The organism is Streptomyces sp. SS8 (assembly GCF_054072955.1).
In genome coordinates, this window is the sequence record NZ_JBSVCZ010000002.1 from 161,976 (window position 1) to 177,296 (window position 15,321).

At 74.1% G+C, this 15,321-nt stretch carries 14 protein-coding genes and 1 tRNA gene; 7 read left to right on the top strand and 8 right to left on the bottom strand.

All coding sequences use genetic code 11. From position 1 onward, the window contains the following. Window positions 1-4 precede the first annotated feature (4 nt). Window positions 5-922, bottom strand: coding sequence for a hypothetical protein (locus ACW69E_RS02600; RefSeq protein ID WP_457496524.1), 918 nt, complete (start codon window positions 920-922; stop codon window positions 5-7). Between the two features lie 215 nt (window positions 923-1,137). On the opposite strand from ACW69E_RS02600, the gene ACW69E_RS02605 reads away from it, so the two are divergent. Next, the gene (locus ACW69E_RS02605; protein WP_457496525.1) at window positions 1,138-1,737 is read left to right on the top strand and encodes an ATP-binding protein; all 600 of its coding nucleotides are present in this window, start codon (window positions 1,138-1,140) and stop codon (window positions 1,735-1,737) included. A gap of 103 nt (window positions 1,738-1,840) precedes the next feature. Here ACW69E_RS02605 and ACW69E_RS02610 read toward each other — a convergent pair whose 3' ends face one another. Further along, entirely contained in the window at window positions 1,841-3,316 is a 1,476-nt protein-coding gene (locus tag ACW69E_RS02610) for an aminopeptidase P family protein (RefSeq protein ID WP_457496526.1), read from the bottom strand. A 159-nt stretch (window positions 3,317-3,475) separates the two neighbouring features. Then, window positions 3,476-5,035 (bottom strand): SpoIIE family protein phosphatase, encoded by a 1,560-nt coding sequence (locus tag ACW69E_RS02615; RefSeq protein WP_457496527.1) that lies wholly within the window; start codon window positions 5,033-5,035, stop codon window positions 3,476-3,478. A 731-nt stretch (window positions 5,036-5,766) separates the two neighbouring features. Between ACW69E_RS02615 and ACW69E_RS02620 the strand changes: the two genes are divergently transcribed. Both ACW69E_RS02620 and ACW69E_RS02625 read left to right on the top strand, forming a co-directional pair. Then, window positions 5,767-6,477, top strand: coding sequence for a bifunctional DNA primase/polymerase (locus ACW69E_RS02620; protein ID WP_457496528.1), 711 nt, complete (start codon window positions 5,767-5,769; stop codon window positions 6,475-6,477). A 180-nt stretch (window positions 6,478-6,657) separates the two neighbouring features. Next, a complete protein-coding gene (locus ACW69E_RS02625; protein WP_457496529.1) occupies window positions 6,658-7,392 on the top strand; it encodes a hypothetical protein in 735 nt (244 codons plus the stop codon). A 228-nt stretch (window positions 7,393-7,620) separates the two neighbouring features. On the opposite strand, the gene ACW69E_RS02630 is transcribed toward ACW69E_RS02625, so the two are convergent. From ACW69E_RS02630 to ACW69E_RS02640, 3 genes are all read right to left on the bottom strand, one after another. Then, complete coding sequence (locus tag ACW69E_RS02630; RefSeq protein ID WP_457496530.1) at window positions 7,621-8,589, bottom strand: DUF5926 family protein; 969 nt, start codon at window positions 8,587-8,589, stop codon at window positions 7,621-7,623. Between the two features lie 102 nt (window positions 8,590-8,691). Beyond that, a complete protein-coding gene (locus ACW69E_RS02635; protein WP_457496531.1) occupies window positions 8,692-9,345 on the bottom strand; it encodes an ATP-binding protein in 654 nt (217 codons plus the stop codon). Between the two features lie 106 nt (window positions 9,346-9,451). Continuing rightward, complete coding sequence (locus ACW69E_RS02640) at window positions 9,452-10,279, bottom strand: glycerophosphodiester phosphodiesterase (protein WP_457496532.1); 828 nt, start codon at window positions 10,277-10,279, stop codon at window positions 9,452-9,454. 167 nt (window positions 10,280-10,446) lie between these two features. Here ACW69E_RS02640 and ACW69E_RS02645 point away from each other — a divergent pair, with 167 nt between their 5' ends. From ACW69E_RS02645 to ACW69E_RS02660, 4 genes are all read left to right on the top strand, one after another. Then, on the top strand, window positions 10,447-12,168 hold the full coding sequence (locus tag ACW69E_RS02645) for a S1C family serine protease (protein ID WP_457496533.1): 1,722 nt from the start codon (window positions 10,447-10,449) through the stop codon (window positions 12,166-12,168). A gap of 48 nt (window positions 12,169-12,216) precedes the next feature. Next, window positions 12,217-12,303 (top strand) — tRNA-Ser (locus ACW69E_RS02650). A 125-nt stretch (window positions 12,304-12,428) separates the two neighbouring features. Further along, entirely contained in the window at window positions 12,429-12,890 is a 462-nt protein-coding gene (locus tag ACW69E_RS02655; protein WP_457496534.1) for a GNAT family N-acetyltransferase, read from the top strand. A 122-nt stretch (window positions 12,891-13,012) separates the two neighbouring features. After that, window positions 13,013-13,360 carry a transcriptional regulator gene (locus ACW69E_RS02660; RefSeq protein ID WP_457496535.1) on the top strand — a complete coding sequence of 116 codons (348 nt, stop codon included), beginning with the start codon at window positions 13,013-13,015 and terminating at the stop codon, window positions 13,358-13,360. Between the two features lie 150 nt (window positions 13,361-13,510). Here the strand turns inward: ACW69E_RS02660 and ACW69E_RS02665 are convergent, their stop codons facing one another. After that, window positions 13,511-14,149, bottom strand: coding sequence for a hypothetical protein (locus tag ACW69E_RS02665; protein WP_457496536.1), 639 nt, complete (start codon window positions 14,147-14,149; stop codon window positions 13,511-13,513). A gap of 369 nt (window positions 14,150-14,518) precedes the next feature. Continuing rightward, entirely contained in the window at window positions 14,519-15,319 is an 801-nt protein-coding gene (locus tag ACW69E_RS02670; RefSeq protein WP_457496537.1) for a hypothetical protein, read from the bottom strand. Window positions 15,320-15,321 lie beyond the last annotated feature (2 nt).

Consider the following 15,321-nt stretch of genomic DNA (forward strand, 5'->3'; position numbering starts at 1 on the left):
CGCTTCAGGCCGCGAGGGTCAGATCCCGCGCGGCGGCGGGCGGCCCGCGCCTGATCACCGAGTGCGCCGGCAGCAGGGACGCGGGCGGCACCGGACCGCGGGCCGCGTCCGCGCGCGGGGCGCGCACGGGCACGGCGGCCTCGGGCAGCAGCCCGCGCAGCAGGGCTCGTACACGGCGCAGCGCGGTGCGCAGGGCGCGTACGAGCAGCCCGCAGAGTCCGCCGGTGAATCCGTGGAGCCCGTCGAGCCCGTCGGCGAAGTGGGCCGACAGCCTCACCAGCCGCCACAGCGCGGCGTCGCCCCGGCGCAGCAGCCAGCCCATGGCGAGCGCGGCCAGCAGATGGCCGAGCAGCATGGGGGCGGAGAGCAGCGACAGGGCGGAGTTCACGGCGTACCGCAGGCAGTCGGCCGCGCTGCCGGCCACCGTGCCGGCCGTCGCACCGGCCACCGAGTCGGCGGCGCCCGCGGCGGTGTGCCCCGCGGCGGCGTGGCCGCCGGGGAGGGCTCCGGAGAGCCCGGCGTCCGCGACGATGCGCCGGGCCTCGGCCTCGCTCAGGGTGGCGGCGGCCCGGTCGTTGCACAGCAGCCGCCCGGCCAGCGCGAACACCCCGCCGTCGCCCCGGTCCGGGGCGGCCGGGGCCTGGACCGTGTGCGCGGCCTGGCCGCAGGAGAAGAGGAAGTGCAGAGCGACCTGCCCCAGGGCCAGCAGCGCCGCGATGCCCGGCAGCGAGCGCTCGCGTCCGGCCAGCGGCACGGCGGTGGCGAGCACGGCCGCGAAGCCGGCCAGGAGCGCCCACACCGACAGGGACTGCCCGGCGGCGGACACGTGACCGGCCGCGGACAGCGTGACGCAGACCGCGGCGAACACCGCGGCCCGCAGCAGTCGCAGGTCGGCGGCGGCACGCGCGACGGGGGCTCTCATGGCCGGGCCATCATCTCATCACCCGTTCGGCGGCGACACGGGGCACCCTCACAACGCGGTTGACAACCGGACGAGGGGATCACCTCGTACATTTTCCGTACATTGCGGAACTCATCGGGTCCGCCGAATGAGGGGTAGCGTGCCGCCGCCGTGCTTACCGCCGCCGCCCCGGGCAATACGTATGCGTATGTCGAGCCGCGGCCAGGAGGCTGAGCATGAGCATCTGGTGGTCTCTCCACTTGCGGCGTGAGGCTGCGAGCGTCCCGCTCGCCCGGCGGCTCCTGCTCGGGGCGATGGAGACGGCCGGGGTCGACCCCGACGTCTCCTACGACCTGTCGATCGCGCTCTCGGAGGCCTGTGCGAACGCGGTCGAGCACGGCGGTCCGGGGGGCGGGGGGCCGGCGGGCGCCGGTGAGTACCACGTGACGGCGTACATCGATGACGATATGTGCCGCATCGAGGTGACCGATCACGGGCCGGGCTTCGTGGACGGGTACCGCGGCGCGCCCCGCGCCGAGCCCGCCGACACGGCGGCCGGTACGGCCGCCGAAGCCGTCGGTACGAACACCGCGGCGGACCTCGACACGGCGACCGCCTTCGGGCCCCTGTTCGCCAGGAGCGCGGGCCCGGCCCGCGACGGGTTCCGCGAGGAGGCGCGCGACGGGGTCCACACCGACGAGCACGGCCGGGGCCTGTTCCTGATCGAGGCACTCGCCGATCACGTCGACTTCCGCAACCGTCCGGGGGACGGCGCCATGGTCTGCTTCGACAAGCTCCTCAAGTGGCGGGAGGACTCGCTGCTGAGGGCTTCCTGAGCGCGGGCCCGGCCGATTCCGCGGCCGGGCCCCCGCTCTGTCCCGTGCCCTGTCCCGTGGCAGGACGTCAGCCCCGCGCGCCGTGGCAGGGGCATCCGGGGTGTCAGCCCCGCAGGCGCGCCATCCACTCCTCGACCTCGTCCGAGCGGCGCGGCAGCGCCGCGGAGAGGTTCCGGTTGCCGTCCTCGGTGACGAGGATGTCGTCCTCGATGCGCACGCCGATGCCCCGGTACTCCTCGGGCACCGTCAGGTCGTCCGGCTGGAAGTACAGGCCCGGCTCCACCGTCAGGCACATGCCCGGCTCCAGCGTGCCCTCGGCGTACGTCTCGCGGCGCGCGGCGGCGCAGTCGTGGACGTCCATGCCGAGCATGTGGCCGGTGCCGTGCAGCGTCCAGCGGCGCTGGAGGCCCAGCTCCAGGACCCGCTCGACCGGGCCCTCCACCAGGCCCCACTCCACCAGCCGCTCCGCCAGCACGCGCTGCGCGGCGTGGTGGAAGTCCAGGTACTTCGCGCCCGGCTTCACCGCCGCGATGCCCGCCTCCTGCGCGTCGTACACGGCGTCGTAGATCTTGCGCTGGAGGTCGGTGAAGCGGCCGTCGACCGGCATGGTGCGGGTGACGTCGGCGGTGTAGAGGGTGTGGGTCTCCACGCCGGCGTCCAGCAGCAGCAGGTCTCCGGAGCGGACGGGGCCGTCGTTGCGCACCCAGTGCAGGGTGGTCGCGTGAGGCCCGGAGGCGCAGATCGAGCCGTAGCCGACGTCGTTGCCCTCCACACGGGCGCGCAGGAAGAAGGTGCCCTCGATGTAGCGCTCGGAGGTGGCCTGCGCCTTGTCGAGCACGCGGACGACGTCCTCGAAGCCGCGCACGGTGGAGTCGACGGCCTTCTGCAGCTCGCCGATCTCGAAGTCGTCCTTGACCAGACGCATCTCGGAGAGGAAGACCCGCAGCGCCTCGTCGCGCTCGGCGGTGGTCTTGTCGGCGAGGGCGGCCTCGACGCCCGCGTCGTGGCCGCGCACCACGCGCACGTCGCCGGAGGCCTCGCGCAGCACGTCGGCGACGGTGCGCACGTCCCGGCAGGGCATGCCGTAGAGCTTCTCGGCCTCGGTGAGGCTGTCGCGGCGGCCCACCCACAGCTCGCCCTGGCCGTCCAGCCAGAACTCGCCGTTGCCGCGGTCGGAGCGGGGCAGCAGGTACAGGACGCCGTCGTGGCCGCCGTCCGCCCTCGGCTCCATGACCAGGACGCCGTCCTCGGTCTGGTTGCCGGTGAGGTAGGCGTACTCGACGGAGGAGCGGAAGGGGTACTCGGTGTCGTTCGAGCGGGTCCTGAGGTTGCCCGCGGGGACCACCAGGCGCTCGCCGGGGAAGCGGGCGGAGAGCCGCGCGCGCCGCTCGGCGGTGTGCGCGGCCTGCGGGACGGGGTCGAGGTCGCGCAGCTCGGTGTCCGCCCAGCCGGACTTCATGTTCTCGGCGAGCTCGTCGGAGACGCCCGGGTACAGGCCGTTCTTCCGCTGCTTGATCGGCTCCTCCGAGGTGGGTTCGCCCTGCTCCTCCGGGATCTCCGGCGTCTGCTGGTCAGCCACGTCGCTGCCTCCTCCTGCTGGTGGTGTGGGCCGGGTGCGGGCCGACTCCCATCGTAGGTCCGGCCCGCCGAGGGCGGCCGGGGCCTGTGGACAGAGGTGCGGGCAGAGCCTGTGAGCAGTGTCCGCGAACGGGGTCGCGGGCGGGACCGCGGGCGGAGTTCAGAAGCGGGCGGCCAGCAGCACGACGTCCTCGGCGTCCTCGGAGCCCGAGGCGCCCTGAGCGTCCCCGTCGCCACCGCCCGCACCGTCCCGCCCGCCGGGCAGCACCGTGCGCAGCAGGTGGTCCAGCAGCGCGTCGGGGTCGGCGCGTACGGCCGGGGCGGCGGCGACGGCCGCGGCCCGGAGCCGGGCGAAGGCGCGGTCCAGCGGTTCGCCGGTGCGGTGCAGCAGGCCGTCGCTGTAGAGCAGGAGCGTTTCCCCGGGCGCCAGGTCCACCTCGACGCTGGGCGCCTCCCAGCAGGCGAGCATGCCCAGCGGCGCGGAGAGCGCGGTCTCGACGACCTCGGTGCGCTCCGGGCCGACGATCAGCGGCGGGCAGTGCCCGGCCCCGGCCAGCACGACCCTGGTGCCGGCCCGCGGACCGCCCCGGGCCGGCGGTGTCCGCTCGGCGTACCCGAACAGCGCGGTCGCCGACCGGGCCGGCTCGGTCAGCCGCAGCAGCAGCTCCAGGTCGGACAGGACCGCGACCGGGTCCTCGCCCTCCATCACCGCGTACGCCCGCATCGAGGCCCGCAGCCGCCCCATCGCGGCCACCGCGTCCGGGCCGGATCCGGTGACCCCGCCCACGCTCAGCCCCAGCGCGCCCTCGGGCAGCGGCAGTACGTCGTACCAGTCGCCGCCGCCGCGCGGGCCGGTGCGGTGCCGCACCGCCAGTCGCACCCCCGGCACCCGCGGCAGTCGGGCGGGCAGCAGCCCCTCGCGCACGGTGTCCACGGCCGAGCGGGCGCGGGTGAGGTCGACCTGGCGTGCGATGTGCTCGGCGGCATGCCGCACGTACAGGCCGAGCAGATGGCGCTGGCGCTCGGTGGGCCGCGCGGGCTCGTCGTAGAGCCAGACGGCGGCGCCCAGCCGCCCGGTGCTCCGCGCGGTCAGGGGGACGGCGTGGCTGGCGGCGTAGCCGAGGCGGGCGGCGACCTCGCGGTGGCGGGGGTCGAGGTCCTCGTCGCGGGCGATGTGGGGGTGGGTGATCTCCCGGAGGCCGCCGGGGCCCGTGCCCCCGGCAGCGGATCCGCTGCCGGCCCCGGCACCGGATCCGGCACCGGCCCCGGGGAGCCCGTCTAGGAGGCGGGCATGGGAGGCCGAGTCGCGCGGGAGGGTCTCGATGTGGCCGAGATCCGCCGCTCCCAGGCCGAGTCCGACGGTGGTGTCGGGGCCGAGCCCGTCGGCGGGCTCCAGCGCGATCAGCCCGCGCCGGGCGCCGACCAGGGCGGCTCCGGCGCGCAGCGCCTCGTGCACCGCGCTCTCCAGGGTGTCGGTGCGCACCAGTCGTTCGGTGAGGTCGTGGAGGGTGGTGAGGTCGGAGATCCACCCGGCGAGGCGGTCCTGGAGGGCCGCGAGCCGCTCGACGGGCCGTGCGAGGGCGGGGTCGTCGACAGCCGGTGGCCGGGGGGAGGGGGCGGGCTGCCGGTGGGGCGCGGCCGCGGCGGGCGGAACAGTGTGCTGGGGAAGGGGCGAAGTTGGTTCGATTCCGGCCAGTTTCGGCGGCTGCTGGGCGCTCATGGGCGGCTGCCCTCAGTGCGGATCAGCGTCGTCAATAGCATCGCAAACCCCCATGTCGTGCTGCTCCGCTATCAATGTCTTCAGGTGTACACGCCGTGGTAACGGGTGTCCAGCATCGCCCCGGCAGGCCGCGGATGTCCCCCGCCGACCGGTTTCGGGACCGGGTCCGCTCGCTGCTCCCGGCACATCCGGAGGCGTCGTGGGGGTGGTCACAAGCTTGGCCGAAAACGTACCCTGTGCCAGGCGGTGCGCGGTCGACTGGCTCCCGGTACGGCAGCGCGTCATCACGATTGACGTGGGTACACGGTTACCCACGGCACGAGGGACCGGGCGGGCGAGCGGCGAGCGGGTTCCGGCGGAACCCGGCGACGAGTCCGTGCGTCCCACGCAGTGGAACGAGGCGCGTCCTCGTACGCGCCGGGAGGACCGGAGCACGGCAGGCGGAGGACCGCCGGACGGTACGGCGGTACGGGCGAGCGCGAGCGGCGTCCGGTGTGTGCCGTCACACCGCGATCCGCGCCCGGTTCACGAACGCCCCGGCCACGGCCGCGGAGAACAGCACGGTGACGCACTGCCCGGAGGCCCGGGCGCGGTCACACGAGATCCACAGGTGTAACAGGTGTGAGGGACCGGAAGACCGCGATCGGCCTTCTGGTCCTGCTGAGTCCTTAGTCAGTGTGCTTGTCGACGTATTTGTCGATCCATGGCGTTACGGAAAGGAACGAGCGCTGATGCGCGAGATCCTCGGAAGGCGACGCATGACCCGCTGGGCGCTGCGCGACGCGGCGCTCGTGTGCGCGACACGGTGGGGGTGGCCCGTGCTGCCCGGTGTGGCGCCGCGGGAGTCCAGGCGCCTGACCGCACGCCAGTCGGGGCAGCCCCGGGGACGCTGCTCCTGTCCCCGGCCCGACTGCGTGGTGCCCGGCGCGCACCCCTTCGATCCCGAACTGCCGGCGGCCACCACCGACGAGCGCATGGTGCGCTGGTGGTGGACCAACCGGCCCGACGCGCCGGTGCTGCTGGCCACCGGCGGCCGCGCTCCCTGCGCGCTGAGCCTCCCGGCGGCCGCCGGGGCCCGGGCGCTGGAGGAGTTCGACCGGCTCGGGCTGCGCACCGGCCCGGTGATCGCGAGCCCGACCCGCTGCACGCTGCTGGTGGCGCCGTACGGCCTGGAGGAGCTGGGCGAGCTGCTCCACGCCCAGGACTGGGTGCCCAGTTCGCTGCGGTTCCACGGCGAGGGCGGCTATGTGGCCCTGCCGCCGTCGCGCACCGGCGCGGGGCAGCTGCGCTGGGAGCGGCCCCCGGCCGCGCTCGGCGTCGGCGCCCGCGCCACCCTGCGCGGGGGCGGCGTGCCGTGGCTGCCGAGGATGGAGCCGCTGGTGGACTTGCTGGTGCGGGCGAGCGCGGCCGTCCCGGACACGGGCAGCCGGCTGGCGTACTGACCGGCCGGCCCGGCCCCGCGGGTCAGTCACCACAGGACCGGCCCCCGCTCACTCGTACGGGTGGCGGTGCGCCGGGGTTGGAGGGAAACAGGCGGTCTGTCCGCCGGGACGCCTTCTTCGTCCCGGTATGTTCGGGCCGCCGAAGAGTCCCTTCCCTCCAGCGAGTTGCAGGTGGACCCCATGTACGAGCCGCGGCAGCGCGCCTCCAGTCTCCGTGTGACCGCGCTCGCCGCCGGGCTCGCCCTCGCGGCGTCCCTGCCGCTCACCGCCGCGACCGCCGGACCGGGCGAGGGGCGGCCGGGCGACGGGCGTACGGCCGTCACGGACGCCACCGAACACACAGGCCCCGCCACCGGCTCCGCGCCCGACCGCTCCCCGCTCCCCCTCCCGGACGGGCTCCTCTCCCCCGAGCCCTCCGAGCCGTCCATGCCGTCCGAGCCGTCCGAGCTGTCCGCAGCATCCGGCGCGGACCTGCCGGAGACCTCGGCCTTCTGCGGCCCCTGGGCCACCTCCCCGCGAGGTCTGCGCGCGCAGACCTGCGTCCTGACGCGGGACGGTGCCGTCCGGGGGCGGATGTACCACCGGAACACCACGGGCGAGGCGCTGCACGGCGCCCTGAGCCTGCTCGGCCCCGGCGGGCGGGCGGTCACCGTTCCCTGCGAGCTGCCCGCCGGCGGCCGGGAGGGCGTGTGCGACACCCCGCACCGGCCCGTGGAGGGAAGCCCGCCGGGCGGCGGGCCCTACACGGCGGTGGCGGAGGTCGCGGCACCGGACGGGGAGGGGCTGCTGCTGCGCTCCGGCAGCGGAATCGGGGGTGGAACCGGGGGCGCCGGTGAAGCCGGGGAGGGCGCGGACGGCAAAGGCGGAGCAGAGGATGCCCGGACCACCGATCCCTCGCGGAAATCGGGGAGTTGAACGGCCGCCCGCACACGCCGAACCCGTATGCGGGAAGTGCGGGCATGAAAAGACCCGGTCGCTGGCGACGGGGGATGCACCAGCGACCGGGCTGCAAGAACCGTAACAAGTAACGGCCCGTTCGCAAATTCCACCGACGTCTTCCGGCCGCCCTCCTACCTGCGAGTACGTCCCGCTGTGATGGGAATCACTTGCCTTTTTCTTCCCTCATCAGCCGGAATTCGTCTGTCAGTTGAGAGTGATCTGGCGATTTGTGAATCCACTGCGCGCCCGGCGCTCCTCCGCGGTGAGCGGATCGGTGGACTCCAGCGCCTCGGCGAGCCGTTCCGCGAAGGCCGCGGCCGGCTTCTCGCACTCCTGCGCGCCCATCGCGCTCGGCAGATCCCACACCGGGACCATCAGGCCGTGCGCCCGGAAGGAGCCGACCAGCCGCGTGCCCTCGCCCAGCGACGACGCCCCCGCCGCGTGCAGCCGGGCGAGCGCGTCCAGCAGCCGCTCCTCCGGGTGCGGCATGACCCAGCGCAGATGGTTCTTCTCCGGGGTCTCGCACCAGTAGGCCGCCTCCACCCCCTCCAGCCGGGCGGTGGGCAGGGCGGCCGAATTGGCGCGTTCCAGCGAGGCGGCGACCTCCGGGCTCTGGTTGCCGGCGTCCTCCACCCAGAACTCGAAGCCGCTGTGCACCTCGGGCACGAAGGGCGCGTCGGGGTCCAGCAGGTCCTGCAGGCGCGGGGCGTCGGCGGGGATGCGCTCGGCGGCCACCGGGGTGCCCGGCTCCGCCGTCAGGGCCCGCCGCAGCACATCGGCCAGATCGCGGCTGAGGTCGCCGGAGGGGGTGTCGTTCTGCACGCCCAGCAGCACGGCACCGTTGTCACGGCGCAGCGCGGGCCAGGCCATCGGCAGGACGGTGGCCAGCGTCACCGAGGGGACGTCCCCCGGCAGCTCCTCCTTCAGCTTCAGCGGCACCGTCGCGGCCGGAACCAGCTCGCGCAGCGCCACCCAGTCGCACTCCCCGGGCAGCCCCTCGAACGGGCGGCGCACCAGCTCGGTCACCGCCTGCGCGGCGGCACGCCCGTGGCAGGCCTTGTAGCGGCGGCCGGATCCGCAGGGGCAGGGCTCGCGGGCGCCGACGACGGGGATCTCACCGTCGGCGGGCTGCGGCTTGGCGGCCTTGGTCTGGGGGCGGCGCTTCTTGGCCATGGGGTGGGGTCTCCCGGTCGTTAAGGACGCTTTCGGCGCGAGCCTAGCCCTTGGGGCCCGGGCGGCACGCGTACGCGGGGGAGACCACCCGGAACGACTACCTCAGAGGTCCTCCAGGCCCTCCAGCTCCGACAGGTCGAAGCGCATCGAGGAGGAGAACGCGTCGTCCTCCGACGGCGCCACCACCGCCCACACCGTCACCCCGCCGTGGCCGTGGCCGTGGCCGTGGCCGTGACCGTGGCCGTGCCCATGACCCTGGCCGCGCCCGCGACCGCCGCGGTCCTCGCGCACGCCCCAGTCGCTGGCGAGCGAGGTGATGATCGACAGCCCTCTGCCGCCGCGCGCCGTCACCGACGGATTGGACGGCCGGGGTCTGGTCGGGCCCCCGCCGTCGGTGACGGAGACGCTCACCCCTCCGTCGGCTGTGCGGCCCCAGGCCGCGCGTACGCAGTCGCTCACACCGATCGGTCTGGCGTGCCGGTACGCGTTGCTGAGAAGTTCGGAAAGAATGAGAACCGCGTCGTCCACGACGGCTTCGGGCGTACCGGAGCCGAGAAGCTCCTCGCGCATCCGGCGCCTCGCCGCACCCACACCCGCAGGACCGTGGGGTACGGCCATCGTCGACGACGTCGGCGCCCCCTGTGCAACCACCAACGCCACCCCCGAGACCTCCTTGTTCGCCCCACGCCACGTGATGGATGCCCTTTCGCCCGGTGGCGGAAACCGCCCGGCCCGGTACCGTGACGCAGCCCTCACCGCCTGTTCACCTCCGGCGGACGCGAATGCGCCGTAGTGCGCCGGCCGCCCCGCCCACGGCCCCCTCGCCCGGCCCGCCCCGGCTCCGCCGCAGCCCCGGCCCGTCTCAGTCCCGGAACATCTCCTCCAGCTGGGCCAGTACGCGCCGGGGCCGGTTGGTGATGATGGCGTCCACGCCGAGCAGCGCGCACAGCTCCACGTCGGCCGGGTCGTCCACCGTCCACACGTGCACCCGGTGGCCCTCCCGGTGCGCCCACGCCACGTACTCGGGGTGGTTGCGCAGGATCCGGATGCTCGGCCCGGCGATCCCCACGCCCGGGGGCAGCTTCCCGTCGCGGTGGCGCGGCAGTAGGAACTGCATCAGGTAGACGGTGGGGATCCACGGCGCCGCGGCCCGTATCCGGTGCAGGGAGCGTGCCGAGAAGCTCATCACGCGCACGGGGATGGCCGGATCGTGGCGGGCCAGCACCCGCAGCAGCTCCTCCTCCACCTGGCCCGCCCAGCGGCTGGGGTGCTTGGTCTCGATGGCCAGCTCCACCCGGCGCCCCGCGGAGGCCTGCTCCTCCACCAGGCGCAGCAGCCGCTCCAGGGTGAGGACGGAGGTGTGCTCGCGGCTCTCGGTCTCGGGCGACTCCTCGTCGCCGAGCCGCCCCTTCCAGGAACCGAAGTCCAGCTCGGCCAGTTCGGCCAGCTCCAGCGAGGAGACGGCGCCGCGGCCGTTGGAGGTACGGTTGACGCGGCGGTCGTGGACGCACACCAGGTGCTTGTCGGCGGTGAGCCGCACATCGCACTCCAGCGCGTCGGCGCCGTCCTCGACGGCCCTGCGGTAGGCGGCCAGGGTGTGTTCGGGGGCGTCCTCGGAGGCCCCGCGGTGGGCGACGACGGAGATGGGGCGCCGGGATCCGGCCGACTTCTGGGGCTGGTCAGGGCTCACCGCGTTATGGTGCCACCCCGCCCCGTGCGCGGCGGCCCGGGCGTCCGTCCGGACGGGTGCGCTTACGCCGGTCTGACGTGCGGTGGGAGAAGCTTGACGCCATACACCTGAATACGCACGCCGTCCCCGGACAGACGTGCGACTGTCGTGTACCTGAGGAGAGAGCTGTGAGCACCGAGAACGAGGGCGCCGCCGGAGAGCACGCGGCCGGCGCCCCCGTGCCGCACCCGCCGGCCGACCGGTCCGCCGCGAACGGCGCCGCCGCGCCCAGGACACCGACCGACAGCCCGCCGGAGGACTACGACCTCCAGGCCCCCGCCCCCGCGCCCGAGCCCGAGGCGGCGCCGAGGGACGAGTCGACGACCCTCCTGCGGAAGATCGAGCCGGAAGGCCCCGAGCCGGCGTCCCAGCCGACAGCACAGCCCGCCGCGCAGCCCACCCCCCAGCCCGCGCCCCCCGCCGCGCAGGGTCACGCCGAGCAGGGGCACGCCGCACAGGGGCAGGCGCAGGGCCACCCGGCCCCGCAGCCCCCGCCGTCACCGCAGCCCCCGCAGGGCCACCACACCCCGCAGGACCCCGCCGCCGCACAGCAGCCCCCCGCCGCGTACGCCTCCCCCGCCCCCAACCCCTCCGCCGGGCAGTGGGGCGCGCCGGGCGGCGGCTACGGCACCCCGCCGCCCGCCCCGGGAGCCCCCGGCGCGCCCGGCACCCCCGGTGGCGGCCCGGCCTCCCCCTGGGGCGCACCGCTCGCCTCCCCGCCGCCCCCGGAGGGCCAGAAGAAGAAGCGCGGCTTCGGCGCCCTGATCGCCGCCGTCGCGGCGACGGCCCTCCTCGCGGGCGGCGTCGGCACCGGCGTCGGCTTCTGGGCCGCCGACCGCACGGACCGCGGCTCGACGACCATCTCGGCCGACAGCGGCGCCGGACAGGTCGACCGCGCCCCCGACTCCGTCGCCGGCATCGCGGCCAAGGCCCTGCCCAGCGTCGTGACGATCCAGGCCGAGGGCGGCGGCGAGAGCGGCACCGGCACCGGCTTCGTCTACGACCAGCAGGGCCACATCATGACCAACAACCACGTGGTGGCCAGCGCGGCCGACGGCGGCGAGCTGACCGCCACCTTCTCCGACGGCCGCAAGTACGACGCCGAGGTCGTCGGCCTGGCCCAGGGCTACGACGTGGCGGTCATCAAGCTGAAGAACGCCGGCGACGCCGAACTCACCCCGCTGCCGCTGGGCAACTCCGACAAGGTCCAGGTCGGCGACGCCACCATCGCCATCGGCGCCCCGTACGGCCTGTCCGGCACGGTCACCACCGGCATCGTCAGCGCCAAGAACCGCCCCGTGGCCTCCAGCGACGGCCAGGGCTCCAAGGCCTCCTACATGAGCGCCCTCCAGACCGACGCCTCCATCAACCCCGGCAACTCCGGCGGCCCCCTGCTCAACGCCAAGGGCGCGGTCATCGGCATCAACTCCGCCATCCAGTCGGCCGGCGGCGGCCTCGGCCAGGGCACGCCCGGCAGCATCGGACTCGGCTTCGCCATCCCGATCAACCAGGCCCAGCGCGTGGGCAAGGCCCTGATCGAGACCGGCGAGCCCGTCTACCCGGTCATCGGCGTCCAGGTCGACCTGCGGGCCCAGGGCAGCGGCGCCCGCATCATCGAGAACACCGACGACGGCAGCGAGCCCGTCACCCCGGGCGGCCCGGCCGACAAGGCGGGCCTGAAGCCGGGCGACGTGATCACCAAGCTCGACGGCGTCTCGATCGACAGCGGCCCCACCCTGATCAGCGAGATCTGGGCCCACGAGCCGGGCGAGAAGATCTCGATCACCTACCTGCGGGGCGGCAAGCAGAACGAGGCCGAACTGACCCTGGGTTCCCGCGAGGGCGACTGACGAACCGGCTAGGCTGTCCCCCACGCCGTACCGCACGGCGCGGCGTGGGGAGGCTTGCCCGAGCGGCCTAAGGGAACGGTCTTGAAAACCGTCGTGGTGGCGACACCACCGTGGGTTCAAATCCCACAGCCTCCGCACCTCACAACGGCCCCCGACCATTCCACCCGGCCGGGGGCCGTCGCCATTCCCGCCGCCCGCCACAGCGGGTTGGGGCCGTTGGCCTCCCGGGAGTGTCAGTGGCCTGCGCCAGACTCGCCGGCATGGGTGACCAGGTGCGCTTGAGAGACGTCGAACCGGCCGATCTGGAGGAGTTCTTCACGCAGGAGCACGATCCCGAGGCCGTGCGGCGGGCGAAGTTCCCGCCCCGGGAGCGGGAGGCCTTCATGACCCACTGGAAGACGAGGGTCCTCGGCGATCCCACCGTCTTCGTGCAGGCCGTCACCGTCGACGGGGAACTGGCGGGCAACGTGGTGGCGTGGTGGGACGAGGGGCGGCGCTTCATCGGGTACTGGCTCGGCAGACGGTACTGGGGCCGGGGCATCGGCACGCGGGCACTGGCGCTGTTCCTGGAGCGGGAGAAGGCCCGCCCCCTGTACGCCGATCCCTTCGTCGGGAACACCGGCTCGGTGCGGCTGCTGGAGAAGCACGGCTTCCGGCGTACCGAGACGGTCCGGTACGGCGAGCACGAGCACATCGTTCTGGTGCTCGACGTCCCTGCCTGAGTCCACCATTCATCCCGGCTCCTCTCCCTTCGCCTCGTCTCACCGGCCGATCACAGGCCTTTGTCCGGCGGGTTCTGAGGATTGAGCGGAGCTACGCCGTACCGCTGCGGGATGATCGGAGTGTGTCAGCCGTGCCCAGCATCTCCGACCTCCGCCGTGCCAAGTTCACTCGACGCCTCCCCGGCGCTCTGACGGAACTCACCGGCCCGGTCCACGGCACCGTCGACCTGCCGCTGCACCTGGCGTGGTCCGGGCTGACCCGGTTCGACCTCGATCAGCCCCGGCTGAGGATGAGCCTGTACCGGATCGTCCTGGCCGAGGGCATGCACGACGATCTGGTCCGGTATCTCAACCACGAGCTGCTGACCGACCTGTGGCCCGTACTGCGCACCCTGGTCAGCCGTGACATCCGCGGTGCCTGGGAGGGCGCTTTTCCCGAACTGGCTCCCGGCACCTCCGCCGTCGCGTGAACCTCACGGATCTGCACAGGCGGCTCCTACTCGTTCGTCCTCACCAGGGGCGATTGGTGAGGACAGGCCCGGAGACTGCGGCTCGCTCACGAACCGGATGAACGCCGGGCCCCACCCGATGACCGGGCAGGGCCCGGCAGCCGGCCCACCTCACGGGGCGAGGGCGTCCAGGTCCACCGGGGTGCAGTCGTGCAGCGTCACGACCAGCCGGTGGGCCAGGGTCCACCGGACCGCGAGGTCCTCGTAGGACACCTCCTGCAGGGCGTTGTCGAGGGGCTTCAGCGTGGCCGGGTGGTGGACGATCCCGGCCACGCCCCAGGCGCACGGCCGGTCCACCAGCGCGGCGACGTGCCCCTCCCGCAGCCGCGGGCACTCCCGTACGGAGATCCGGGCGCAGGGCACGCACACCGGCGGCGCCGTGGTCCGCTCGCCCTCCTCCACCGGGCGGCCGACGTCCCGCAGCACGAAGAGGCGCGGGCCGTCCTGAGGGGTGGGCCCGCCGCACACCTGGCAGAGCATGTGCCGCATGGCCCTTCGCTGCCGCAGTGTGTGCACCGTGTGGTACCGGGGGTGCCCCTTTCCCCGCGCGAGGGTCTGCCGCATCCACAGCACCCCGTGCCAGTCCCGGTCGTACGCCGACTCCCCGGCGAAACCGATCCCCTCGCCGCCCACCCCCACCCGCCGCACCACGGGCGGGCGGCGCATCCGCTCCCGGCTCCACGAGGCGATGTAGGGAACCGTGCTGAGCCGGCCGTTGCGCGGCCGCGCCGACGCGGCGGCGGGCTCCACCGGGCTTCCCTCCGCCCCCGCCGGGCGCACCCCGGAATCCCCGCGCCCGTCCGCAGAGCACGCACGCCCCTCCCCGATCCGCTCCTCGACCCCTTGTGAGAAGGCGCTCCCGCCCATGTACGCCCTTCCTGACGCTCGGTTCCGTACTCACCGATACGTAACCGTGCGATTACCCCGGGCGGTACCGTGGGTGGAGCGGCGGCGCGTGAAACCCATGAAAGATCGCGTGGACGCGGGGAAGTGGGCAAGGGCGGCACCAACCGCATCCGCACATGACGAAGGACCCCCACCGCCGTAGGGGTCCCTTATCTCTGTTGGCAGGGTGACCTGGCGGGCATCCCTGCCGGGAGAACCGCTCAGTCCTCCACGCTACGTGCTCACGACGCGGTGGTCGGCCCACGCCCGGGAAGCGTCCGCCATCGCCCCGAGCCACGAGGCATCCGGCTTCCGGTCGGCGAAGGCGCGGTACATGAGCGCGTTGGCCCGGGCGAAGGCGTCGAGGGCCTTCGGGTCCGCATCCACCCATGCCGCGCAGCCGGAAGCCCAGGATTCGGCGGACTCGGGGCTGTGCCCGGCCGCGATGAGCTGCACCACCAGACAGGCCGGGTCGATGAAGCCCGCGCCACGGGTGGGCCATGACCAGTCCACGGCCCAGGCGGTGTGCTCACCGATCACCATGTTGCCGGGGTTGATGTCGGTGTAGAGCAGGTCATCGCCCCGGAGGGGGGCGGCCTGCCCCTCGTCTCCGACGAACCGGTCCCACCGGGTCTCCGGCCACTCCTGCGCGACCTCGGGGAGGTCCAGTTCCCCGATCCGGTCCACCAGACCGACGACGGTGGGCAGGTCGGGGGAGCCCGGCGAGAAGTCGGCCGCCCGCCCCTCCACGGCGTCGAAGCCGAGCACGACCCACGCGTCGCTCTCCGCATGCCACAGCAGAGCGGGGGAGAGGGGACGTACGGCCGGGTTGATCAGCCGCTCCCGCACGATGGAGTCGCGCCGGCCGCCGGGCCGGTTGGGAACCGCCTTGACGAAGAACGGCCCCTTCTCGCACTCGACCACGGTGGCGACGTCCGAGCTGTGCCCCCCGGCGGTGGGGCGGACGCGCGTCAGGTCCCCCGTGTGCGGGCGGATCAACTCCCGGAAGTCGGCGGCGAGAAGGGGCGTGTCCATCG

What these genes read in the sequence shown, in the direction of transcription:
- ACW69E_RS02600 (WP_457496524.1), bottom strand. Translation starts at nt 922, where the DNA reads ATGAGAGCCCCCGTCGCGCGTGCCGCCGCCGACCTGCGACTGCTGCGG.
- ACW69E_RS02605 (WP_457496525.1), top strand. Translation starts at nt 1,138, where the DNA reads ATGAGCATCTGGTGGTCTCTCCACTTGCGGCGTGAGGCTGCGAGCGTC.
- ACW69E_RS02615 (WP_457496527.1), bottom strand. Translation starts at nt 5,035, where the DNA reads ATGAGCGCCCAGCAGCCGCCGAAACTGGCCGGAATCGAACCAACTTCG.
- ACW69E_RS02620 (WP_457496528.1), top strand. Translation starts at nt 5,767, where the DNA reads ATGCGCGAGATCCTCGGAAGGCGACGCATGACCCGCTGGGCGCTGCGC.
- ACW69E_RS02625 (WP_457496529.1), top strand. Translation starts at nt 6,658, where the DNA reads ATGTACGAGCCGCGGCAGCGCGCCTCCAGTCTCCGTGTGACCGCGCTC.
- ACW69E_RS02630 (WP_457496530.1), bottom strand. Translation starts at nt 8,589, where the DNA reads ATGGCCAAGAAGCGCCGCCCCCAGACCAAGGCCGCCAAGCCGCAGCCC.
- ACW69E_RS02655 (WP_457496534.1), top strand. Translation starts at nt 12,429, where the DNA reads ATGGGTGACCAGGTGCGCTTGAGAGACGTCGAACCGGCCGATCTGGAG.
- ACW69E_RS02670 (WP_457496537.1), bottom strand. Translation starts at nt 15,319, where the DNA reads ATGGACACGCCCCTTCTCGCCGCCGACTTCCGGGAGTTGATCCGCCCG.